Origin of the sequence: Caballeronia sp. BCC1704, assembly GCF_902833455.1 — a bacterium.
Classification (GTDB): Bacteria; Pseudomonadota; Gammaproteobacteria; order Burkholderiales; family Burkholderiaceae; genus Caballeronia.
The window spans coordinates 175,148-196,838 of the sequence record NZ_CADFFT010000005.1 but is presented as its reverse complement, the minus strand read 5'-3'; the positions used below and the strand labels follow the sequence as shown (position 1 = coordinate 196,838).

General features: G+C 64.3%; 22 protein-coding genes. 10 read left to right on the top strand and 12 right to left on the bottom strand.

From position 1 onward, the window contains the following. Positions 1–82 precede the first annotated feature (82 nt). A complete protein-coding gene (locus HWX53_RS23965) occupies positions 83–1,276 on the top strand; it encodes a M20 aminoacylase family protein (protein WP_175945589.1) in 1,194 nt (397 codons plus the stop codon). Between the two features lie 6 nt (positions 1,277–1,282). On the opposite strand, the gene HWX53_RS23960 is transcribed toward HWX53_RS23965, so the two are convergent. After that, on the bottom strand, positions 1,283–2,155 hold the full coding sequence (locus HWX53_RS23960; RefSeq protein ID WP_175945587.1) for an endonuclease/exonuclease/phosphatase family protein: 873 nt from the start codon (positions 2,153–2,155) through the stop codon (positions 1,283–1,285). A 158-nt stretch (positions 2,156–2,313) separates the two neighbouring features. Here HWX53_RS23960 and HWX53_RS23955 point away from each other — a divergent pair, with 158 nt between their 5' ends. Next, on the top strand, positions 2,314–2,772 hold the full coding sequence (locus HWX53_RS23955) for a DUF4019 domain-containing protein (protein WP_244140239.1): 459 nt from the start codon (positions 2,314–2,316) through the stop codon (positions 2,770–2,772). A gap of 18 nt (positions 2,773–2,790) precedes the next feature. Here HWX53_RS23955 and HWX53_RS23950 read toward each other — a convergent pair whose 3' ends face one another. The 7 genes from HWX53_RS23950 to HWX53_RS23920 all read right to left on the bottom strand — a co-directional run bounded on the left by HWX53_RS23950 (position 2,791) and on the right by HWX53_RS23920 (position 9,066). Further along, complete coding sequence (locus HWX53_RS23950; RefSeq protein ID WP_175945583.1) at positions 2,791–3,096, bottom strand: high-potential iron-sulfur protein; 306 nt, start codon at positions 3,094–3,096, stop codon at positions 2,791–2,793. Positions 3,097–3,484: 388 nt separating this feature from the next. Beyond that, the gene (locus tag HWX53_RS23945) at positions 3,485–3,613 is read right to left on the bottom strand and encodes an oxalate:formate antiporter (protein WP_175945581.1); all 129 of its coding nucleotides are present in this window, start codon (positions 3,611–3,613) and stop codon (positions 3,485–3,487) included. 38 nt (positions 3,614–3,651) lie between these two features. Continuing rightward, positions 3,652–5,046, bottom strand: coding sequence for an OFA family MFS transporter (locus HWX53_RS23940; RefSeq protein WP_175945578.1), 1,395 nt, complete (start codon positions 5,044–5,046; stop codon positions 3,652–3,654). A 244-nt stretch (positions 5,047–5,290) separates the two neighbouring features. Continuing rightward, a complete protein-coding gene (locus HWX53_RS23935) occupies positions 5,291–6,076 on the bottom strand; it encodes an enoyl-CoA hydratase (protein WP_175945576.1) in 786 nt (261 codons plus the stop codon). Between the two features lie 13 nt (positions 6,077–6,089). Then, positions 6,090–7,733 (bottom strand): acyl-CoA synthetase, encoded by a 1,644-nt coding sequence (locus tag HWX53_RS23930; RefSeq protein ID WP_175945574.1) that lies wholly within the window; start codon positions 7,731–7,733, stop codon positions 6,090–6,092. 31 nt (positions 7,734–7,764) lie between these two features. Continuing rightward, positions 7,765–8,409, bottom strand: coding sequence for a glutathione S-transferase family protein (locus HWX53_RS23925; protein WP_175945573.1), 645 nt, complete (start codon positions 8,407–8,409; stop codon positions 7,765–7,767). A gap of 30 nt (positions 8,410–8,439) precedes the next feature. Continuing rightward, positions 8,440–9,066, bottom strand: coding sequence for a glutathione S-transferase N-terminal domain-containing protein (locus HWX53_RS23920; RefSeq protein WP_175945571.1), 627 nt, complete (start codon positions 9,064–9,066; stop codon positions 8,440–8,442). A gap of 286 nt (positions 9,067–9,352) precedes the next feature. Here HWX53_RS23920 and HWX53_RS23915 point away from each other — a divergent pair, with 286 nt between their 5' ends. The 6 genes from HWX53_RS23915 (at position 9,353) to HWX53_RS23890 (ending at position 16,012) form a co-directional block, all read left to right on the top strand. Then, positions 9,353–10,612 (top strand): ABC transporter substrate-binding protein, encoded by a 1,260-nt coding sequence (locus HWX53_RS23915; protein ID WP_175945569.1) that lies wholly within the window; start codon positions 9,353–9,355, stop codon positions 10,610–10,612. A gap of 84 nt (positions 10,613–10,696) precedes the next feature. Next, positions 10,697–11,572 carry a branched-chain amino acid ABC transporter permease gene (locus HWX53_RS23910; RefSeq protein ID WP_175945567.1) on the top strand — a complete coding sequence of 292 codons (876 nt, stop codon included), beginning with the start codon at positions 10,697–10,699 and terminating at the stop codon, positions 11,570–11,572. Positions 11,573–11,586: 14 nt separating this feature from the next. Next, the gene (locus HWX53_RS23905) at positions 11,587–12,522 is read left to right on the top strand and encodes a branched-chain amino acid ABC transporter permease (protein WP_241270127.1); all 936 of its coding nucleotides are present in this window, start codon (positions 11,587–11,589) and stop codon (positions 12,520–12,522) included. Continuing rightward, positions 12,519–14,027: an ATP-binding cassette domain-containing protein gene (locus HWX53_RS23900; protein ID WP_175945565.1), complete on the top strand. Its 1,509-nt coding sequence runs from the start codon at positions 12,519–12,521 to the stop codon at positions 14,025–14,027. Before HWX53_RS23905 ends, HWX53_RS23900 begins: the two co-directional genes overlap by 4 nt. 174 nt (positions 14,028–14,201) lie before the next feature. Beyond that, positions 14,202–15,338 (top strand): porin, encoded by a 1,137-nt coding sequence (locus HWX53_RS23895; RefSeq protein ID WP_175945563.1) that lies wholly within the window; start codon positions 14,202–14,204, stop codon positions 15,336–15,338. 56 nt (positions 15,339–15,394) lie between these two features. Further along, entirely contained in the window at positions 15,395–16,012 is a 618-nt protein-coding gene (locus HWX53_RS23890; protein ID WP_175945561.1) for a hypothetical protein, read from the top strand. 66 nt (positions 16,013–16,078) lie between these two features. Here the strand turns inward: HWX53_RS23890 and HWX53_RS23885 are convergent, their stop codons facing one another. The 4 genes from HWX53_RS23885 to HWX53_RS23870 form a co-directional block, all read right to left on the bottom strand. Beyond that, entirely contained in the window at positions 16,079–16,240 is a 162-nt protein-coding gene (locus HWX53_RS23885; RefSeq protein ID WP_175945321.1) for a hypothetical protein, read from the bottom strand. Positions 16,241–16,449: 209 nt separating this feature from the next. Next, positions 16,450–17,352: a DMT family transporter gene (locus HWX53_RS23880; RefSeq protein WP_175945559.1), complete on the bottom strand. Its 903-nt coding sequence runs from the start codon at positions 17,350–17,352 to the stop codon at positions 16,450–16,452. A gap of 14 nt (positions 17,353–17,366) precedes the next feature. Then, the gene (locus HWX53_RS23875) at positions 17,367–17,741 is read right to left on the bottom strand and encodes a hypothetical protein (protein ID WP_175945557.1); all 375 of its coding nucleotides are present in this window, start codon (positions 17,739–17,741) and stop codon (positions 17,367–17,369) included. Between the two features lie 75 nt (positions 17,742–17,816). Then, positions 17,817–18,491 (bottom strand): HAD family hydrolase, encoded by a 675-nt coding sequence (locus HWX53_RS23870; protein WP_175945555.1) that lies wholly within the window; start codon positions 18,489–18,491, stop codon positions 17,817–17,819. Positions 18,492–18,658: 167 nt separating this feature from the next. Here HWX53_RS23870 and HWX53_RS23865 point away from each other — a divergent pair, with 167 nt between their 5' ends. Together HWX53_RS23865 and HWX53_RS23860 are read left to right on the top strand one after the other, a co-directional pair. Continuing rightward, positions 18,659–19,777, top strand: coding sequence for a 3-deoxy-7-phosphoheptulonate synthase (locus HWX53_RS23865; RefSeq protein WP_244140238.1), 1,119 nt, complete (start codon positions 18,659–18,661; stop codon positions 19,775–19,777). A 116-nt stretch (positions 19,778–19,893) separates the two neighbouring features. Then, on the top strand, positions 19,894–21,690 hold the full coding sequence (locus HWX53_RS23860; RefSeq protein WP_175945553.1) for a phosphodiesterase: 1,797 nt from the start codon (positions 19,894–19,896) through the stop codon (positions 21,688–21,690). The last annotated feature ends 1 nt before the right edge of the window (position 21,691 follow it).

The window sequence follows — 21,691 nt, the reverse complement described above, 5'->3', positions numbered from 1 at the left end:
TCACGGACAAGAAATATCAGCTTTCCCTGTGAATTACGGCCATCGACAATGCCGTATTCTTCATTCGACGCAAGAGGACAGCATGCCGATCATTCCCGAGATCGCCGAGGCGCAAGACGAACTCAAAGCTATTCGCCGCGACATCCACGCGCATCCCGAGCTTTGCTACGAAGAAGCGCGCACCGCCGATCTCGTCGCGAGCAAGCTCGAAAGCTGGGATATCGAAGTGACGCGCGGGCTCGGCAAGACGGGCGTGGTCGGCGTGTTGAGAAAGGGCACGAGCCCGCGCGCGATCGGTCTGCGCGCGGATATGGACGCGTTACCGATTCCCGAACTCAACACGTTCGCGCATGCGTCGAAGCACGAGAACAAGATGCACGCCTGCGGCCACGACGGCCACACCGCGATGCTGCTCGGCGCGGCGCGCTATCTGGCGAAGCATCGCGACTTCGACGGCACCGTGGTCTTCATCTTCCAGCCTGCGGAAGAAGGCGGCGGCGGCGCGAAAGCGATGATCGACGATGGCCTCTTCAAGCAATTCCCCGTCGATGCCGTCTTTGCGCTGCACAACTGGCCCGGCATGGCCGCGGGCAACTTCGGCGCGCGTGTGGGCGCGACGCAGGCATCGAGCAACGAGTTCGAGATCCGCATCGAAGGCGTGGGCGCGCATGCCGCGATTCCGCACGATGGCATCGATCCCGTCTTCACCGCGTTGCAGATCGGGACGGGCTTGCAGAGCATCGTCACGCGCAACAAGCGGCCCATCGACGCCGCCGTGCTCTGCATCACGAAGATGGAAGCGGGCCACGCGGTGAATGCCATTCCGACGACCGCGACGCTCGCGGGCACGGTGCGCACGTTCTCCGTCGACGTGCTCGACCTGATCGAGACGCGCATGAAGGAGATCGTGACGGCAACGGCGGCGGCCTACCGATGCAAGGCCGAAGTGAACTTCGTGCGCAACTATCCGCCGACCGTGAACACGGAAGCGGAAACGCAGTTCGCGCTCGGGGTGATGCAAGAAGTCGCGGGCGCGGACCACGTGAACACGAACGTCGATCCGACGATGGGCGCGGAAGACTTCTCGTACATGCTGCTGGAGCGTCCCGGATGCTATGGATACATCGGTAACGGACTGGGCGGGCATCGCGAGCACGGGCACGGCATCGGCCCGTGCATGCTGCACAACAGCAGCTACGACTTCAACGACGAAGTCCTGACGCTCGGATCGACGTACTGGGTCAAGCTCGTCGAGAAGTACCTCGCGCGCGGCTGACGCACCCTAACGCAGTTCCAGCCACATGGGCTGATGGTCCGATGACCGGCTCAGCTGATCCGCCTCGCAGCCCACGATGCGCGGCGCAAGATCTTCGGTCACGTAGATAAAGTCGCACGCGAACGGACCGCATGCCCATTGCTCGTGATCGTAGAGACCGACGGTCGCGGCGCGCGGCTCGTTCGGATGCGCGTGAGACCATGCATCGACGAAAGAGGGCGCATCGGTCATCGGCTCCAGCATCGCGCGATACGCCGCGCCTTCGTAGGCGCTGTTGAAATCGCCGCAGACGATCGCCGACATGGGCCGCGCGGTATCGGCGAACGGGCTCGCCAGCGTCTCGGCTTTCGCCGGGCGGCGTGCATGCTCGCATGCCTCGCGATGCAACTCACGCAGCCGCGCGACCTGCGCGAGACGCTGCGTCTCCGAGTAGAACTCCAGATGCGTGCTGATGACGCGCAGCGGCCCGACATCCGTTTCGATGACCGCTTCGAGCGCCACGCGCAGCATCGACGGCTTCGCCGGATCGGCGGGCCACGGCAGCGAATGACGCAGCACTTGCCGCACCGGCAAGCGGCTCACGATAGCGTTGCCGAACTGCCTGCGCGCGGTGCCCGAGCCTACGGGCGGCAAATCCGAGCCGATTCCTTCGATGACCGTCGCGCCCGGCATGAGGCTCGCCAGTTCCGCGAACTGATCCGCGCCAGGGCCTCCCGCTAGCCCGCCCGCCTGCTCGCCCTCGTGAAAGCCGCGCGTGACTTCCTGCAGGCAGAGCACGTCGAAATCGCATAGCGCTTTCGCTTCCGCAACGATCCTCGCCACATCGACGCGGCCGTCCACGCCGCGTCCCCATTGCATGTTCCAGTCGACCAGTCGCATGTCGGTGTCTCCTTCGAACGATGTGTCCGGCTCTAACGATGCGCGTGATCGCAGCATCCAGTACGCCTGACGAAACGCTAAATTTCAGACTGTCTCATAAAAGCGCGACCTACAATTGCTTCAAATCAATAGGTAATCCTCACACTATGAAAACACGGATGAACAAGCGGCTTGCCGCGTTGGCGCTGATGTCGATGGCCGCGCTCTCGCACGCGCAGCCCGCGCCCTCGCTGACGCGCGAACAACAGGCGGGACTCGACAAGCAGGATCAGCACATCGCGCAAATGGCCGATGTCATCGTGAAGATGATCGATCAGAACAAGACGGGCGAAGTGTGGGATGCGGGGTCGGCCGTCGCGAAGAAAGTGATCTCCCGCGAGGACTTCGTGAGCAAGGTCACGCGCGACCGCGCCGCGCTCGGCACACCCGGCATGCGCATGCCGATGGGCGTGAAGCACCTGCATTTCGACGGCACCGGCAACATGCCCGCGGGCTGGTTCATGAGCGTTTCGTTCGATACGCAGTTCAGCCAGGCGCGACAGTCGGCGCGCGAAGTCGTGACGTTTATGCTGGATCCGGACAGGGTGTGGCGGTTCGTGGGGTATTCGGTGCGGTGACGGTTCGCCACCCGCCCCTCACATATTCGTATAAGAAGCACACCACCCGCGCCCGGCCACCAGCTTTGCGCTGAACAGCGTGCAGCCGCCCCACGCATCGGTGGACTTGCCCTGAAACAGCGAGCAGTTCGCGCACGCCTGATCCGCCGCGAAGTTCGGGTACTTCGCCTTGTCGACCTTCGCGGCATCTTCCTTGTAGCCGACGGCAATGGCCGCGGGATCGGTTTCGCTTAAGTGCGGCGCGTCGGCGCTGGCTCGCGTGAGCCAGAGCGATGCGCCCGCGCCCGTTGTCAGAATCAGGAAGTGTCGGCGAGAGGTGGTCATAGCAAACGGAGTTGATGGAGGGCGATGAAGCATTTCGCACGATACGCCGACTCGCGCCGCGCCGCACGCGCGGTTCGCGAACGCGCGATCGATTTTCTCCGGTCGAAGAAACACCGCTCAACCTTCGCGCGCGCCTGCCGTTATTCCTGCCAGAACGGCAAACGTACAACACTCTGCGCAGCGCCGCTGCGACCTCACTTCGAAGGAGAACGACGATGACTGAAGCTGACTGGATGATGGCAGGCGTGTATCTGGTCGAACTCGTGGCGGGCACGCTCTTCCTGAGCGCGCTCGCGCGACGCAGCCTGAGCCGGCAAAGCCAGCGCGGCCGTTGAGGCGTGGCGCGAGTCGCGCGCCGGAATGCGGCGTCCGGCGCGTGACCGCCGCGTCACTTGAAGAGTTTGACGGCCTGAGAAAGCGTGTTCGTGATGCCCCACGCGAGCGGAATCAGCACGTAGAGCCAGAAAAGCAGCAACAGCGCCTTGTTCGACGAGCCGCCCTCGTATCGATCGTTCATGCGGGTCTCCTTGTGCGTTTCTTGTGGGTCTCGTTGATTCAGCCGGCCGTGGCCGCCGTGTCCATGTGATGTTTCTCGTCCACGCGCTTGATGAGAAGGTTGCATACGAAACCGATCACGAGCAGCGCCGCCATGATGTGCAGGGTCATCGTGTAAGCATCCGACTTCGGGACGCCGCGTGCCACTTCGTAGGCGCGGATGTAGTTCACGAGCACCGGACCCGCGATGCCCGCCGCTGCCCACGCGGTCAGCAGACGCCCGTGAATGCCGCCGACGAACGCCGTGCCGAACATGTCCGCGAGGTAGGCCGGAATCGTGGCGAAGCCGCCGCCGTACATCGAGAGAATCACGCCGTACGCGAGCACGAATAGCGCGATGCTGCCGGCCTGCGCGAACTGCGGCACGAGGAAGTAGAGCACCGCGCCCAGCGCGAAGAACACGAAGTAGGTGTTCTTGCGGCCGATCCAGTCCGACGCCGACGCCCACACGAAGCGTCCGCCCATGTTGAAGAGCGACAGCAGGCCGACGAAGCCGGCCGCCGCGCCCGCCGTGATCGACGACTTGAAGCTCTCCTGGATCATGACGGAGGCTTGACCAAGCACGCCGATGCCCGCCGTCACGTTCAGAAAGAGCACGAGCCACAGCAGATAGAACTGCGGCGTCTTGAGCGCCTGGTCGATGTGCACGTGGTTCTTCGTGATCATCTTGTTCGCGGTGGCAGGCGGCGTCCAGCCGGCCGGCTTCCAGTCCGCTGGCGGGATGCGAATCGCGAGCGCGCCGATGGTCATCGAGATGAAATAGAGCACGCCCAGCACCACGAAGGTCTCGGCCACGCCGACGCTCGTCGCGCTCTTAAAGTAGTTCATGAGGGCGACGGAGCCGGGCGCGGCGATCATCGCGCCGCCGCCGAAGCCCATGATCGCCATGCCCGTGGCCATGCCGCGCCGGTCCGGGAACCAGCGAATGAGCGTCGAGACAGGCGACACATAGCCGAGCCCCAGCCCGATGCCGCCGATCACGCCATAGCCGAGATAGAGGAGCACGATCTGATGCAGGTACACGCCGAGCGCGGATACGAGAAAGCCGCCGCCGAAGCAGCAGGCCGCGGTGAACATGGTGCGGCGAGGGCCGACTTTCTCCAGCCACTTGCCCGCGAACGCCGCCGACAACCCGAGAAACACGATGGCGAGCGAGAAGATCCAGCCGAGCGTCGTGAGCGACCAGTCGTCGGGCGCGGACTGCGTGATGCCGACCACGCGCGTCAACGGCGCATTGAAGACGGAGAACGCATACGCCTGCCCGATACAGAGATGCACGGCGAGCGCCGCGGGCGGCACCATCCAGCGCGAGAAGCCGGGCCGGGCGATAGTCGCTTCCTTGGAAAAGAAGCCATGCGGGCCGTGCGCGGCCCCCTGCTTGATGGTGCTGTTCATCGTGGTCTCCGTGGCGCGCCGCTCGCGAGACATCTGGCGTGGCGCGCTCGTCTTTGCTTTGTCGTGGGCTGTGCGCGGTACGACGCACCGCTATGCATTCCGGCAAACATGCGATGGAACGACATATAGGCGCGACATTCCGTCACGGCTGCGCATGACGTTAGACAAGAGCGATGCGCTTTGCAATATGAACCGGGCGGCCATAAGCGTTTGCCCCAACCCGCATGTGGACACGCGTGAGACGTCACCATCGCGGCGGGCGCTTCTCGATGAACGCTTGCGTGCCTTCGAGCGCGGACTCGTCCATCATGTTGCAGGCCATCGTCTCGGCAGCGAGCGCGTACGCGGCTTCGATGCCCGTTTCGAGCTGCCGGTAGAAGAGCCGCTTGCCCGCCGCGACGGCTTCGCGCGGCTTGCGTGCGATGCTCGCTGCAAGCGCGCGCACGGCCTCATCGAGTTCATTCGGCGATGCGACGCGATTCACGAGGCCACGCTCGCATGCGGTCCGCGCATCGATGAAGTCGCCGGTGACGAGCATCTCGAACGCCGCTTTGCGCGAGACGTTGCGCGAAAGCGGCACGCTCGGCGTCGCGCAGAACAGGCCCAGATTCACGCCGGATACCGCGAAGCGCGCTTCATCGGATGCAATGGCGAGATCGCACATCGCGACGAGCTGACAGCCCGCCGCCGTCGCGATGCCATGCACTCGCGCGATGACCGGCTGCGGCATGCGCTGAATCGTCATCATCATGCGCGAGCAGCGTGCGAAGAGTTCGCGATAGTAGGCAAGCGCCGGCGTCGCGCGCATTTCCTTCAGGTCGTGGCCCGCGCAGAACGCGCGCCCCGCGCCCGCGATGACGACCACGCGTGCATCGGATCGAGCGATCGCATTTAGTTCGGTGTCCAATGCATCCAGCATGGACTCGGAGAGCGCATTGAACGCGGCGGGGCGGTTCATCGTGACCGACACCGCGCCTTCTACGCCGTATGCGTCATGTTCGACGTGGACCAGTGCTTCCGTATCGCTCATGGCGTGTTCTCCATCAAACGTCGATTGCCGCGACCGAGCCCGCGCGCTTGCGCAGTTCGAACTTTTGAATCTTGCCGGTCGATGTCTTCGGCAACTCGCAGAACTCGATCGCGCGCGGCACTTTGAACCCGGCAAGCAGCGTCTTGCAATGCGCGATCAGTTCTTCGGCGCTCGCCTCTGCGCCGGCCTTCAGTTCGACGAATGCGCAGGGCGTCTCGCCCCAGCGCGCATCCGGTTTCGCGACGACCGCGACGGCGAGCACCGCCGGATGCCGATAAAGCGCGTCCTCCACTTCGATGCTCGATATGTTCTCGCCGCCCGAGATGATGATGTCCTTGCTGCGATCCTTGATTCGCACGTAACCGTCCGGATACATGACCGCAAGATCGCCGGAATGAAACCAGCCGCCGCGAAAGGCTTCTTCCGTCGCGCTCGCGTTCTTCAGATAGCCTTTCATCGTGATGTTGCCGCGAAACATGATCTCGCCGATGCTTTCGCCGTCAGCGGGAACCGGCTCCATCGTCAGCGGATCGCGCACGCTGACCGCGTCCTGCAAGTGATAGCGCACGCCTTGGCGCGCATTGAGCCGCGCGCGTTCGCCGATATCGAGCATGCTCCATTCGGCTTGTTGCGCGCAGACGGTCGCGGGTCCGTAGACTTCCGTGAGGCCATACACATGCGTCAGTTCGAAGCCGAGCCGCTCCATGCCTTCGATCATCGCGGCAGGCGGCGCGGCGCCCGCGACCATCGCGTGAACCTTGTGCGCGATGCCGGCCTTCATGTCGTCCGGCGCATTGACGAGCAGGTTCTGCACGATAGGCGCGCCGCAATAATGCGTGACGCGCTCGCTGCGGATCAGATCGAAGATCGTCTTCGCGTCGATCTTGCGCAGACACACGTTGACGCCCGCGCGTGCGGCGACCGTCCACGGAAAGCACCATCCGTTGCAATGGAACATCGGCAAGGTCCACAGATACACCGCATGCTTCGGCATGTCCCATTCGAGGATATTGCTCACCGCATTCGCGTATGCGCCGCGATGGTGATAAACGACGCCTTTCGGATTGCCCGTCGTTCCCGACGTGTAGTTCAGGCAGATGGCGTTCCACTCGTCCGATGGCGGCGACCATTGATACGCCGGATCGCCGCTCGCGAGCAGCGTCTCATAGTCGATCTCGCCGATGCGTTCGCCTTCGCCGGTGTACTGCGGGTCATCTACATCGATCACGATCAGCGGCTGCGGTACGTTTGCGAGCGCCTTCTTCACGACCGCCGAAAACTCGCGATCCACGATGATCGCCTTCGCTTCGCCGTGCGTCAGCATGAAGGCGAGCGTCGCGGCATCGAGGCGCGTGTTGAGCGTGTTGAGCACGGCGCCCGTCATCGGCACGCCGAAGTGCGCTTCGACCATCTCGGGCGTGTTCGGCAGCATGGCCGCGACCGTATCGCCCAAGCCGATGCCGCGCGAAGCCAACGCCGACGCGAGACGTCGCGTGCGCGCGTAGGTCTCGGCCCATGTGCGACGCACGTCGCCATGCACGACGGCGAGCCGCGTCGGATAGACGCAAGCCGCGCGTTCGATGAACGTGAGCGGCGTCAGCGCCGCATAGTTGGCGGCGGTCTTGGGAAGGCCTTCGTCGAATTTGCCGGCGTTCATGATCGTCGTCCTCGTGCGGATACGGCGGTTATCAAGCCAGATCGTCGAGCTTCACTTCGAAGCCGCGCTGCACGCCCGGACGTGCGAACAGCGCTTCGTACCAACGCTTCACGTTGGGGTAATCGTCGAGCGAGACTTGATGCCGCTCGTGCCGCCACGCCCAGCCGAGTATCGCGAAGTCGGCTACGGACAGCGCGCCCGCGACGTACTCCACTTCGCCGAGCCGCTTGTCGAGCACGCCGTACAAGCGGCGCGTTTCGTCGGAATAGCGTTTGAGCCCATAGCGCCGGTCGCTTTCCGCTTCGACCATGCGAAAGTGATGCACCTGTCCCGGCATCGGGCCGAAGCCGCCCATCTGCCACATCAGCCATTCGAGCACGGGCACGCGTTCGCGGAGGCTCGCGGGCAGGAACTTGCCGGTCTTCTCGCCGAGATACAGCAGGATCGCGCCCGATTCGAACACGCTGATAGGCTGAGGATCGGAACCATCGGGACCTTCGGGATCGACGATGGCGGGAATGCGATTGTTCGGGCTGATGCGCAGAAAGTCGGGCGCATGCTGCTCGCCCTTCGTGATGTTCACGGTTCTGACCGTATAGGGCAGCTGCATTTCTTCGAGCGCGACGCTGATCTTGCGTCCGTTCGGCGTGTTCCACGTATGCAGTTCGATAGTCATGGCGGTACGGTCCAAGGGTGTAATTCGCAGTCAGGTCAATTCGTGCGCGACATAGCGCTGAAAGCCCGCGCGCGCCGACTGCCGCGCATACCAGCGTTCGAGGTCGGGCAGCGACGGCCGCGCGAGTTCCGCGATGCCGTACCAGCGCCGCGCATACGCCGCGACGACGAGATCGGCCAGCGTGAAGGTGCCGCCTTCGAGGTAGTCGCGGCCTTTCAGATGCGCATCGAGCATGCGCCAGAGCTTTTCCACTTCCATTGCGTCGGCTTCGAGCTGCTTGACGTGGCGCTTGGCTTCGGGCGTTCGAACATAGCCCCAGAAAACCGGGCGTTCAGCGGGTTGCAGCGTGGAGAGCGTCCAGTCGAGCCAGCGGTCCACGCTCGCCCTGACCTTGGGATCGGCGGGATAGAGCGCATCGTCGCGGCCATATTGCATGACCAGATAGCGGATGATCGAATTCGATTCCCACAGCACGAAGTCGCCATCGACGAGCGTGGGTATGCGGCCCGTCGGGTTCATCGCCAGATAGGCGGGCTCGTGATTGCGGCCGAACTGCATGCCCGCGTCGATGCGCTCATAGTCGAGACTCAACTCGTCGCAGCACCACAGCACCTTCTGCACGTTGACCGAATTCGCTCGGCCCCAGATGGTCAGCATCGGACATTGCCTCCGTCGAAGTATTCGTTATCGACAAGCATAGCGTCTAACGATGACGCGCTGTGCTTTGCCGCTTTGCAGCATGACATGCCCTAGTCCTGTCTATCGTAACTACTGATTCAGCGCCTATTGAGCGAATGCTACTGTTGTGCGCACATCCTTAACAGCTGCACGTATGCGGAAAACGTCGGCGGATGGCGTCGGTCCATAACGATCAAAGCGCAGTTCCTGCATGGCCAGAGAGAGCGCGTTCGAGCGCCGGCTCTGGACGACAAGGAGACGAGACATGTCCAGGTGCAAGACGTGGCGACTGCATGGTTTCATGGCGACCGGCGCCATGATGACGAGCCTGGGCTTGATCGCCACGGCTCATGCGGCGGGAGAGCCGCTGAAGATTGGCGTGATCAGCGAGGAATCGTCGGTGGCGGGAGCGTCCATCAGCAAGTCCGCGCAGATGGCCGCCGACGAGATCAACGCGCACGGCGGCGTGGATGGCCGCAAGATCGAAATCGTCGCCTATGACGACCACTCTTCCGCGTCGGATGGCGTGCGCGCGTTCCAGCGCGCGGCGAATCAGGACAAGGTGGTGGCGATCATCGGCAGCTATATCAGCGAAGTCGCGCTCGCGATGGAGCCGTGGTCCGCCCGCCTCAAGATGCCGTTCATCACGCCGGGCGCGGCGAGCAACGACATATCGAAGCACGTCCACGACGACTACGAGCACTACAAGTACACGTTCCACGGCTGGATGACCTCCGCGTTCATCGCGCAGTCCATCTGCGACTTCTCGCACGATATCCTCGTCGGCCAGTTCAAGATGAAGACGACTGTCGTGATGAGCGAGGACGCCGCGTGGACCAAGCCGCTCGACGAACGCTATCTGGAGTGTCTGCCGAAGGCGGGGCTTCAGGTGCTGGACCACATCCGCTTCAATCCGGATACGTCGGACTTCACGCCGATCTTCAACCAGATCGAGGCGAAGCATCCCGATACGATCACGACCGGCATCAGCCACGTCGGCGTGCAGCCCACCGTGCAATGGCACGACCAGCAAGTGCCCATTCCGATGACGGGCCAAAGCTCGCAAGCCACCACGACAAGCTTCTGGAAGGACACCAATGGCGCGACCGAAGGCGTGATCACCGCATCGGCGGCCGCGCCGGGCGTCGCCGTGACGCCGAAGACGGTGCCGTTCGTCGATGCGTATCAGAAGAAGTTCGGCGTGTCGCCCGCGTATGACGGCTTCACAAGCTACGACCTCGTGTACATCCTCGCGGATGCGATCCATCGCAATCAGGGTTCCACCGATCCCGACAAGATGGTCGATGCGCTCGAAAAGACGGACTACGTGGGCACCATCGGGCGCTGGCAGTTCTACGGCAAGAACGATCAGTTCACGCATGCGCTGAAGTACGGTCCGGGCTATATCACCGGCATCAACCTGCAATGGCAGGACGGCAAGCAAGTGGCAATCTGGCCGGCGTCCATCGCCAACGCGAAGGTCAAGTTCCCGGCTTTCGTCAAGGTGCAGCAGGCGGCGAAGTAGGGCATTGCCGGATGCATGGCGCGCGGGCGCTTCGCATGAGACGAACGCCCGCATCGATACGCGTGTTCACATCGAAGGCCGGATATGCTGCCACTGCAGATTCTGATCGACGGTTTCGCCATCAGCTCGCTCTATGCGCTCGGCGCGATAGGCTTCACGCTCATCTTCGGCGTGTCCGGCGTGCTCAATCTCGCGCACGGCGGCGTGATGCTCGTCGCCGCGCTGCTCGGCTGGATGTTCGCCGGCGAGGCGGGCCTCGGCACCTATCTCGGCACGCTGCTCGGCGTCGCATGCGGCATGGTCGCCGCGTACATCACCTATCTGATGGTGGTGCGGCCCATTCAGCGTTCCGCCGCCATACCGCGCGAAGAAAAGGAAATCTTCGTGCTTACCGGCACGCTGCTCTGGGGCATCATGATTCAGCAGGGCATGGCGTATCTCTTCACCGACAACCCGATCACCATGCGCCCGCTCATCGGCGGCGTGCTGAGCATCGCGGGCGTGCGCGTGCCCTACAACGAGATCATGATCGCCGTGGTGTGCTGGGTCGTGATCAGTCTACTGTGGCTCTTCGTCAATCGCACGCGGGCGGGCAAGGCGCTGCTCGCCGCGTCGATGAACCCACGCGGCCTCACGCTGCTCGGCTTCGAACTGTCGCGCATCTATCTGCTCGCGTGGACCATCTACGGCGTGCTGGCGGGCATCGCGGGCGTGCTGCTCGCGTCGTTTCTCGGCGTGAGCACGAACAACACGGGGCAGCTCACGGCGAGCGCGTTTTCCATCGTGGTGCTGGGCGGGCTCGGCAGCGTGTCGGGGTCGCTCATGGCGGCGTATGTCGTCGGCTATCTGGAGACGGTCACGGCTTATCTGATTGCGCCGACGCTGCGGCCCTTGCCCGCGTTGCTGCTGCTGGTGCTGGTCGTCTATGTGCGGCCGCAAGGCTTCCTCGGGCGGCGTTGACCGGAGCCACGCACATGAACAACGTCAATCGCCTGTTCCGTTCGCCCGTGCTATGGGCCGCGGTGCTGCTCGCCGTCATCGCGACGACTTTGCCGTGGTGGCTGTCCGGCTACATTCTCGGCGTGCTGACGGTCGCGTATTACTTCGGCGTCTTCGCGATGTCGTGGGATCTGCTGTTCGGCTTCGCAGGCGAAGTCAACTTCGGTCCGACGTTCCTGATCGGCCTCGGCGCGTATTCCGCCGCGATGCTCAACGCGCACTTCAGCGCGCCGATTCCCGTATGCGTGATCGCGGGCGGCGTCGTCGCGCTGATCGGCGGGCTGCTGCTCGCGGTGCCTGCGCTGCGCCTGCGCGGTCCTTACTTCGGGCTCGTCACGCTGGTGGCCGTGTTGCTGCTGCAGAACGCGATCGTCATTTTCGCGGGTCTCACGGGCGGCGAGATCGGCATGATGGTGCCCGATGTAATGTCCGTCGATGCGAACCACAACTACTGGATCGCGCTCGCGTTCCTCATCGTGTGTGCGATTCTTTTGTTCGGCTTGTCGCGTTCGGCGATCGGCTTGATCTTGCAAGCGAGCGGACAGGACACCGTCGGCGCGCAGGCGCTCGGCTTCAACGTGACGAAGCATAAGCTCGCGGCGTTTTGCATCAGCGCGGTGTTCTCGGGCGTCGCGGGCGCGATGCTCGTGTTCTATCAGGGCACGGCATCCGTGAGCACGGTGGTCGATCTCGGCGTGGGCGTGCAGATCATCATCGCGGCCGTCCTGGGCGGCCGGCGCACGATACTCGGCGCGGTGCTCGGCTCCATCTTCCTGATCGTCGCGGGTGAGTTCCTGCGTCCGCTCGGGCAGATCAACACGTTCGTGGTCGCGGCCGTGGCGCTCGCGGTCATTCTGTTCTTTCCGGACGGACTGCTTGGCAACCTGCTGCGCGTGAGGGAGCGCGAATGAACGACACGCCTTTGCTTTCCGTGCGCGGGCTTACCAAGCGCTTCGGCGGATTGGTAGCGGTGAAAGACATCGGCTTCGACATCCGTCCCGGCGAGATACTCGGCCTGATCGGGCCGAACGGCTCGGGCAAGTCGACCGTGATGAAGCTCATCATGGGCATCGAGCGTCCCAATGCGGGATCGGTGAAAGTCGGCGGCGTCGAGATGGCCGGGTGGCTGCCGCATCGCATCGCAAGGGCGGGCGTCGGCATCGTGTTTCAGCATTCGCGGCCGCTGCATCGCCAGACGGTGCTGGAGCACATCAAGCTCGCGCTCTTGCCGGATTCGCTGCTCAAGCTCGCGGCCGACCCGCACGTCAACACGCGCGCGCGAGAGATTGCCGAGCGCGTCGGCCTGGGCGCGGTGATGCATCGTCATCCCGCGACGCTGCCGTTTGCCGATCTGCGCCGCATGGAAATGGCGAAGGCGATTGCGCGCGATCCGAAAGTCGTGCTCGTCGATGAGCCTTTCGCCGGTCTCACGCAAGCGGAATCGCAGGCGTTTTCCGAGCTGATTCGCGGTTTTCGCGCGGAAGGGCGCGCGGTGCTGCTCGTCGATCACAACGTGAAGAGTCTCGCGGCGCTCGCGGATCGCGTGCTCGCCATGTATCTCGGCGAGTACGTCGCGGAAGGCTCGGCCGCCGACGTGATGCGCAACGAGACCGTGCGGCGCGTCTACCTCGGCGGCAAGATCGAAGCGCGCGAACGCACGGCGGACGTATCGAGCACGAAGGCGCCGATTCTCGAAGTCGAGGACGTGGGCGTGCTTTACGGCAAGGCGCGCGCGCTCGACGGCGTGAGTCTTCATGTGCGCGAAGGCGAGTTCGTGTCGGTGGTCGGCCTGAACGGCGCGGGCAAGACCACGCTCTTCAACGCGATCTGCGGGCTCGTGCCTTCGAGCGGGACCATCCGCTTCGGCGGACAGCCGCTCAAAGGCATGAGCGGCGCGGCGATCGCGCGGGCGGGCATCGTGCAATGTCCGGAAACGCGCGAGCTTTTCGGCGACATGACCGTGCGCGAGAACCTCGATCTCGGCGGCTATCATCTGGCGAACACGGCGCGCGACGAGCAACTCGCGTGGCTCTTCGAGCTCTTTCCGATTCTCGAATCGCGACAGGCGCAAACGGCGCGCACGCTGTCCGGCGGCGAGCAGCAGATGCTCGCCATCGCACGCGCGCTGATGATGCAGCCGAAGCTCCTCATTCTCGACGAACCGACGCTCGGTCTTGCGCCCGTGATTCTGGAGCAGCTATCTAAGGCGCTCGACAAGCTGCAAAAGACCACGCCCATTACCGTGCTGCTCGGCGAGCAGAACGTGACCTTCGCGCTGCCGCATGCGGACCGCGTGTATGTGCTGGAGCATGCGCGCATCGTCTGGGAGGGCAGTCCCGCGCGCTTCGAGCAGGAGATGAGCGAAGGCTTCCTCGATGCTCCGCCGTCGGGCACGACGCAAGCCGTGCGAGCCTGAGTCCGCGCCTCGAGTGTTGCGTAAAACACCACAAAGACCGGGCTTGCTTGCGAGGCCACGTGCACTGCGATATCTGGTGTGATAAAAGTCCGCGTGCTTTTTTTCGAAGCGCGCGCTGGCTATGCGCCGAAAACGAGCGCATCACATCGATAGAAATAGACGCAGAAGACACCCATGAAGACGATCACCTCGCGCGCGGCAAGCGCGTTCGCCGCATCGGCCATTGCACTGGCCTGCCAGTCCGCTTTCGCGCAAAGCTCGGTCACGCTCTACGGCGTCGCCGACGTCAGCGTGCGCTATCTCACGAACGCCAACGCCAACAACGACGGCAAGGTGTTCATGACCAACGGCGCCGTCACCAATAGCCGCTTCGGCCTCAAAGGCACCGAAGAACTGGGCGGCGGCCTGAAGGCGGTGTTCCGGCTGGAAAGCGGCGTGGAACTGCAAAACGGTCAGTACTCGGACAGCCAGCGCCAATTCAACCGCGCGGCCTACGTGGGCCTTGCGAACCAGTACGGCGCGGTGACGCTCGGCCGCCAGAAGACGCCGCTCTTCGACATGCTCGGCGATGTCTACGACCCGCTCACCGTCGGCAACTACTTCGAGAACGCATGGCTGCCGGTGGCGCTCGGCGCGGGCCTCTATGCGGACAACGCCGTGAAGTACACCGGCACGTTCGGCGGCCTCACGCTCGGCGCGATGTACTCGTTCGGCACCAACTCCACGGCGACGGGCGCGGGCGGCTTCTCGGGTCAGGTGCCGGGTCATATGGGCGCGGGCAACATGTACGGCTTCACGGCGTCGTACACGGTCGGGCCGCTTTCCATCGACGGCGGCTATCAGCAGAACAGCGACAACGCCAGCAACAAGCAGAAGATCTGGAACGCCAACGTGGTCTATGCCATCGGACCGGCGAAGGTGTACGTCGGCTATCTGCATTCGACCGATGACACCGGCTTCGTGGACAGCGTGCTCGCGCAGCGCAATCTGGTCGCGGGCGTTGATATTCTCAAGGGGTCCGGGCGCCGCGACGACGGCCCATTCGGCGGCGTGACGTGGCAAGTGACGCCCGCGCTCTTGCTCACCGGCGCGTTCTACTATGACCACATGAAGAACGCGGCGATCGGCGGCGGCGCGACGGGCAGCGGCAATCGCTACACGGGCGTCGCGCTCGCGGAGTACGCGCTTTCCAAGCGCACGGAAGTGTATGGCACCGTGGACTTCAACAAGGTCACGGGCGCGGGCGTGGTCGAACTGCCAGGCCGGTCGAACCAGACGGGCGTATCGGTCGGACTGCGCAACCTGTTCTGACGCGCCGGGCGCGGGTGCGGATTTTGCGTCTCCGGCATCAAAAACCGGAGACGACCATGCCCGATACGGCACATCATGACCCTTGCAGGCTCGGTGTCGCGTTCATCGACGCGCAATTGATGACGCTCTACACGCACGCCGGCCTGCTCGCCGACTGGATAGATCATGGCGAGCGCGCGCCGGACTTAAGCGCCGTCGCGCGGGTGCTCGCGCATCGCCATGCGCGGCCGGAAGCGCACACGCACAGCGAAGACGGCATGTCGATGAAGCACGAGCTGTCCGACGATCTTCCCGCGTGGCCGACATTCGACGACGCGCGAGCGCGCATGGCCTTCGCGCTGCACGTGCCCTGCACGAACGCGATTCTCGCGGTGGCGGATTTCTTCGACGTACACCGGCTGTCGAATTCGCGTACGGCCGAAGTACAGTTCCTCATGCGTCTGCGCGATGCGGCGGTGAACGGGAACCGCTTTCATATCGCCGAGAACGAGTACATGCCGCATGCGGCGTACGGCGGTCTCATCATCGACAAGACACTCGACGGCAAGCCTTTGATGGACGAAGGCGCGCAAGAAGGCTTTATCGCGTTCGGCGATGTGGTCGGACTGCTTCGCTATTTGCGCAGGCTTCTGACGAGCATGCAGTCGGTGATCAGTTCGGGCGATGCGGGCTAAAAACGAAAGCGGCCGCTGATCTACGTGATCAGCGGCCGCCTCGCTCAGCGCTTGCTTGACTCCGGCTTACTCCGCCGATTTCTTGTGATGTTTGTGATGCTTATGCGTCTTGCTGTAAGCGGGGCGCTTCTGGTTGGCCGGGTATTCGGCCGCAGCGAACGACAGCGTAGGCGCAGCGAACGCCGCGAGCACGAACAGAACGAGAGTTTTTTTAACGGCAGTTTTCATCGGAAGCTCGCAGAATAAAAGTGGTGGACGGCGGAGCGGCGAACGGTCGTTTGCCGGCATCGCACGTCACAGGTCACATGGAGAACTACGGAACTGCGCTCGGCAGTGTACCTGCGCAAAAAGACAGCGTGCCATGTCCATGTGACGCTGTTGCGAATTTGCCCGTGCCCGGCCGTTCGTGCTTCGCCGCGCTTGTCTTGAAGGGCGCTTCATGCGTTGGGGCCGTCGGGCAACTTGCGCTGCCACGCGACGACGATCGCGCTGCCGACGATCAACACGATGCCCGCGAGGGACAGCGGCGCGATGACTTCTCCCCACACCGCATAGCCGAACAACGCGGCCCACACGATGCTCGTGTAGTTGAACGGCGCCAGCGCGCCCGCATCCGCGCGGCGATACGCGACCGTGCACAGCAGTTGTCCCGCGGTGGCGAACACGCCGATCAGCGCCATGACGCCGAGCGCGTGCAGCGTCGGCGTCTTCCACTCGAACGCGAGCGTGCAGCCGGTCACGACCGTGCCGACAGCCGAGAAGAAAAAGACCGTGGTGCGTGAATCGTCCGTGGCGCGAATCCGCTTGATCTGAATGAGCGACAGCGCGCCGAACAAAGCACAGCACAGCAGCAATAGCGGGCCGAGCCAGTGCGTTTCGCCGCCGCCGGGACGCACCACGAGCAGCACGCCGACGAAGCCCGCGAACGCGGCGCAGGCGCCGCGCGCCGTCATCTTTTCGCGCAGCAGGAAAGGCGCGAGCACGACCACGATCAACGTCTCCGAATAAGCAATCGCGACGGCTTCGCCGAGCGGCATGTACGGCAGCCCCGCGAAGAAGAATGCCGACGCGCCGAGCAGCGTCAGCGCGCGCACGGTCTGGCCTTTGAGGTCCAGCGTCCGGATGCGTTCGCCGAGAGACCGCGTGCCGGTGCAGCACATCGCGAACGCGGGCATGAGGCCGAACAGCATGCGGAAGAACGTCACTTCGTTGGCCGGATACTGTAGCGCGACGATCTTCGCGAGCGCATCGACGATGGCGAAGCAGAACATCGACGCAAGAATGCAGCCGATGCTCGCGAGCGGAAGGTGGCCGCTGCGCGCGGCGAGAGAAGTGGTCATGTCGGTTCGACGTCTTAGGGCTTGCGCTTGCTGCGCGACCTGCGCGGCTTCGGCTCCACGCCGATGCGCGGATCGCGCGCGAGAACGAGTGCCGTCAGGTGTTGCGCTACCGTCTCGAAGTCCGGATGTTCCTGCGCCACGTAGAGCCATTTGCCGAGCACGGGATGCGGTTTGAGCGCGGGGATGGCATCGACGAGCGCGGCGTGCCGTTCCTGCGACGTGCACACCAGCAAGCCGTTCCACGGCTTCTCGCGGTCCGCCGCGACGAGACACAGCATGCCGTCGAGATAAGCGGCGTCGCATCCGAACATGCGTTTGCGGATATACGTGGCGTCGCGCTCGAACGGTTCGAAGACCCAGACGAGCGAATTGCGAATCGAAGAAGGCATGGGCGAGACGGTCCTGTGGCCGCAAGATTCTCGCACGGCTTCCCCGGTTTTTCGACGACGCGGCTATGTCTATGCCTACGGCCGTGCGGCCACCTCGTCCAGATGGGCGAGCAGGTCCGCCGGGTCTTCGTAGACGCGCAGCGCGCCGGCGCGTTCAAGCTCGTCGCTGCCATAACCGCCCGACAGCAGCCCGACGCTGAGCGAGCGGCAGCGGCGCGCGGCGAGCATGTCCCAGATGCTGTCGCCGACGACGACCGTATGCTCGATCGGCACGTTCAGCCGCTCCGCTGCGGCGATGAACAGATCGGGATCGGGCTTCGCGTACTTCACGTCGTCGCGCGTGACGACGACCTGCTTCGACGCATCCACGCCGAGCGCCTCCAGATTCACCGCCGCGGTTTCCATGCGGCCGCTCGTCGCGATGGCCCAGCGCGTGCCGGCTTCGGTCAGCGCGGCGAGCAGTTCGCGCGCGCCCGGCAGCGGGCAGACCTGCGCGCGCAGGCGCTGATACGCCTCGGCATGCAGCCGGCGCAGATGGTCGACCCGTTCCGCGCTGATTTCGCCGTGCGTCTCGCGCAGCAACTGGTTGGTGAAGAGCCCGCCGCTCATGCCGATCTTGCGATGGATGCGCCACACCGACAGGTCGATGCCTTCCGCATCCAGCGCTTCCTTCCAAGCCAGCACGTGCTGATACACGCTGTCGACGAGCGTGCCGTCGAGGTCGAAGAGAAACGACGTTTCGATTCGCATGGTGTTCTCCCTGGATGAAACATCATCATACGCACCGATCGCGGCTCGCGTTCGCGCGCGTCGTCATCAATGCGATAATCGAACCTTGCAACGAAAGACTGCAATCGCGCGCGAATACCGCATCGCGCACGCATATCACGCTTAGATAACGCATGACGGAGCCTACATTGAGCCGCATCGACAATCCCGCCCGCGACCAGGAAGCCGGCGTGGCCGACTCCACGCACGACACTACCCGCATCGACGACACGCGCATCGGCGCGGTGCGTCCGCTGATCTCGCCCGCGCTCCTGCTCGACGAACTGCCGGTCACGCCCGCCGTGCAGACGCTCGTCGAGGGGAGCCGCGCCGCGATTGCCGACATCCTGCACGGCCGCGATGACCGCCTCGTGGTCGTGGTCGGCCCGTGCTCGATTCACGACCACGGTCAGGCGATGGACTACGCGCGGCGTCTCAAGACCGTCGCCGAGCGCCTTTCCGACGACCTCTGCATCGTCATGCGCGTGTACTTCGAGAAGCCGCGCACGACGGTCGGCTGGAAAGGCTATATCAACGATCCCCGTCTGGACGGCAGCTTTCGCATCAACGAAGGACTGCGACGGGCGCGCGAGCTTCTGCTCGAAGTGAGCGGCCTCGGCCTGCCCACGGCGACCGAGTTCCTCGACCTGCTGAGTCCGCAATACATCGCGGACCTGATCGCGTGGGGCGCTATCGGCGCGCGCACGACGGAAAGCCAGAGCCATCGGCAGCTTGCGTCGGGTCTGTCGTGTCCGATCGGCTTTAAGAACGGCACCGACGGCGGCGTGCAGGTCGCGGCGGATGCCATCGTCGCGGCGCGGGCCAGCCATGCGTTCATGGGCATGACGAAGATGGGCATGGCCGCGATCTTCGAAACGCGCGGCAACGACGACTGCCATGTGATTCTGCGCGGCGGCAAGAAAGGCCCGAATTACGATGCCGAGAGCGTGGCCGCGAGTTGCGCCGCGCTCGCCGCGCTCGGCCAGCGCGAACAGGTGATGATCGACTGCTCGCATGCGAACTCGAACAAGTCGCATCTGCGTCAGGTGGATGTGGCGCAGGACATCGCGCGTCAACTGTCGGCGGGCGAGAAGCGCATCACGGGCGTGATGATCGAGAGCCATCTTGAAGAAGGGCGGCAGGACCTGAAGCCGGGCGTGCCGCTCAGGCACGGCGTCTCGATCACGGATGCTTGCCTCGGCTGGACGCAAACCGAGCCCGTGCTCGAACTGCTCGCCACGGCCGTGCGCGCCCGCCGCGCGCGCTAGGCAGCGCAGTAAGGACATGGGCGCACCCGGGCGGTGCATCGCTTCATGAAAGCTTCATTCAAGTTGATGAAACGTGAACCGTTACCAAGGACGATAGCCCGCTCATCGAAAGGCCCATGTCCGCCAGCCTCTGCGCCAATGAAGCATCGTGTCCCAGCATCGAAGAACTCATCGCGTCCAATGCGCTGACGGCCGTGTTCCAGCCGATCGTGCGCTTCGCGGACGGCGAGGTCATCGGCTATGAAGGTCTCATTCGCGGGCCGGCCGGCAGCGCGCAGGAATCGCCCGCCGTGCTCTTCGAGCAGGCGACGCGCGAGCAGCGCGGCGTCATGCTGGAGCACGCGGCGGCGCGCGTCTGCATCGCCGCGTTCGCGCGACTCGCGCGCAGCGGCCTGCTGTTCATCAACTTCAGCGCAGCGGCCATCGAGGCCGCGCTCGGCGAACGCGAAACGCCCGGCTATCTGGCCGGCGACAGCGGTCTGGATGCCAAGCGGCTCGTCATCGAACTGACCGAACAAAGCGTGATTGCGGACGCCGAGCGCTTCGGCGCGACCGTGCGCGCGCTGCGGGCGTCGGGTCCACAGTTCGCGCTCGACGACTACGGCAGCGCCAATGCCTCGATGAATCTGTGGGTGCGGCTCGCCCCGCACTACGTGAAGATCGACCGCTTCTTCGTCTCCGACATCGCGCGTGACCCGCTCAAGTTCGAAGCCGTCAAGGCGATGGTCGCGTTCGCGAACGCGAGCGGCGCGCTGCTGATCGCGGAAGGCATCGAAAGCGAAGCCGATCTGGAGATCGTGCGCGATCTCGGCATTGCCTGCGCGCAGGGTTTCCTGCTCGGCAAGCCCGCCGCGACGCCGAGCGCGCGCGTGCCGGATGCCGTCGCGCGCGCGTTGCGCTCGGCGCAAATTGCGGTCTATCCGGCCCGCACGCGCACGGGCGCGACCGCCGACATGAACGCCGTGCTGCTCGAACGCATGCTTGTCGAAGCGCCGACGCTTACCGTCAAGTCGCGCAACGACGACGTCGCGCGCCTTTTCAACGAGCGGCCGTCGCTGCATGCGGTGGCGATTCTTGACGACGGCCGTCCGGTCGGCCTCATCAATCGGCGCGCCTTCATGGATCAGTACGCGCTGCCGTATCACCGCGAAGTGTTCGGCAAGCGGCCGTGCATGCAGTTCGCGCATCTCGCGCCGCTGATCGTCGAACGCGGCTCCACGCTCGAAGAGATCGCCCGGCTTTTCACGAACGATGATCCGCACGATCTGTCGGACGGCTTCATCGTCACGGAGAACGGGCGTTATGCGGGGCTCGCGACCGGCGCGAGCATGGTGCGCGCCGTCACCGAAGTGCGCGTGGAAGCGGCGCGCTATGCGAACCCGCTCACGTTCTTGCCGGGCAACGTGCCGCTCAATTCGCATATCGACAGGTTGATTGCGAACGGCTCGGCCTTTGTCGCCTGTTACTTCGATCTCGACCACTTCAAGCCCTTCAATGACCGCTACGGCTATTGGCAAGGCGACGAAGTGCTGAAGGCGGCCGCGAACGCGCTCGCCTCGGTCTGCGAGCCGACGCGCGATTTTCTCGGCCATATCGGCGGCGACGACTTCTTGCTGCTGTTTCAAAGCGACGACTGGCGCGAGCGCGTCACGCGCGCCATGCACGCGTTCGACGAACTCGTGATGCGCTTCTACTCGCCGGAAGAACGGCTCGCCGGCGGCATTCACGGCGAAGACCGGTTCGCGCGGCCCGCGTTTTTCGGCTTCGTGCGGTTTTCGGCGGGCGCGGTGCGCGTGGCGCCGGGCACGGCGCGCGGCAGCGCGCACGTCAGCGCGACGGCCGCTGTCGCGAAGCGCGCGGCAAAGGAAGAGGCGAGCGGCTTCGTGGTGATGGACATGCGCGAAGCCGAATGAA

Bases quoted from the DNA above. Each gene is read 5' to 3' on its own strand.
- HWX53_RS23915 (WP_175945569.1), top strand. From the start codon at position 9,353: ATGTCCAGGTGCAAGACGTGGCGACTGCATGGTTTCATGGCGACCGGC.
- HWX53_RS23895 (WP_175945563.1), top strand. From the start codon at position 14,202: ATGAAGACGATCACCTCGCGCGCGGCAAGCGCGTTCGCCGCATCGGCC.
- HWX53_RS23875 (WP_175945557.1), bottom strand. From the start codon at position 17,741: ATGCCTTCTTCGATTCGCAATTCGCTCGTCTGGGTCTTCGAACCGTTC.
- HWX53_RS23945 (WP_175945581.1), bottom strand. From the start codon at position 3,613: ATGAACGATCGATACGAGGGCGGCTCGTCGAACAAGGCGCTGTTGCTG.
- HWX53_RS23870 (WP_175945555.1), bottom strand. From the start codon at position 18,491: ATGCGAATCGAAACGTCGTTTCTCTTCGACCTCGACGGCACGCTCGTC.
- HWX53_RS23940 (WP_175945578.1), bottom strand. From the start codon at position 5,046: ATGAACAGCACCATCAAGCAGGGGGCCGCGCACGGCCCGCATGGCTTC.
- HWX53_RS23900 (WP_175945565.1), top strand. From the start codon at position 12,519: ATGAACGACACGCCTTTGCTTTCCGTGCGCGGGCTTACCAAGCGCTTC.
- HWX53_RS23925 (WP_175945573.1), bottom strand. From the start codon at position 8,409: ATGACTATCGAACTGCATACGTGGAACACGCCGAACGGACGCAAGATC.
- HWX53_RS23950 (WP_175945583.1), bottom strand. From the start codon at position 3,096: ATGACCACCTCTCGCCGACACTTCCTGATTCTGACAACGGGCGCGGGC.
- HWX53_RS23860 (WP_175945553.1), top strand. From the start codon at position 19,894: ATGTCCGCCAGCCTCTGCGCCAATGAAGCATCGTGTCCCAGCATCGAA.
- HWX53_RS23885 (WP_175945321.1), bottom strand. From the start codon at position 16,240: ATGAAAACTGCCGTTAAAAAAACTCTCGTTCTGTTCGTGCTCGCGGCG.
- HWX53_RS23905 (WP_241270127.1), top strand. From the start codon at position 11,587: ATGAACAACGTCAATCGCCTGTTCCGTTCGCCCGTGCTATGGGCCGCG.
- HWX53_RS23955 (WP_244140239.1), top strand. From the start codon at position 2,314: ATGAACAAGCGGCTTGCCGCGTTGGCGCTGATGTCGATGGCCGCGCTC.
- HWX53_RS23965 (WP_175945589.1), top strand. From the start codon at position 83: ATGCCGATCATTCCCGAGATCGCCGAGGCGCAAGACGAACTCAAAGCT.
- HWX53_RS23890 (WP_175945561.1), top strand. From the start codon at position 15,395: ATGCCCGATACGGCACATCATGACCCTTGCAGGCTCGGTGTCGCGTTC.
- HWX53_RS23920 (WP_175945571.1), bottom strand. From the start codon at position 9,066: ATGCTGACCATCTGGGGCCGAGCGAATTCGGTCAACGTGCAGAAGGTG.
- HWX53_RS23930 (WP_175945574.1), bottom strand. From the start codon at position 7,733: ATGAACGCCGGCAAATTCGACGAAGGCCTTCCCAAGACCGCCGCCAAC.
- HWX53_RS23960 (WP_175945587.1), bottom strand. From the start codon at position 2,155: ATGCGACTGGTCGACTGGAACATGCAATGGGGACGCGGCGTGGACGGC.
- HWX53_RS23910 (WP_175945567.1), top strand. From the start codon at position 10,697: ATGCTGCCACTGCAGATTCTGATCGACGGTTTCGCCATCAGCTCGCTC.
- HWX53_RS23935 (WP_175945576.1), bottom strand. From the start codon at position 6,076: ATGAGCGATACGGAAGCACTGGTCCACGTCGAACATGACGCATACGGC.
- HWX53_RS23880 (WP_175945559.1), bottom strand. From the start codon at position 17,352: ATGACCACTTCTCTCGCCGCGCGCAGCGGCCACCTTCCGCTCGCGAGC.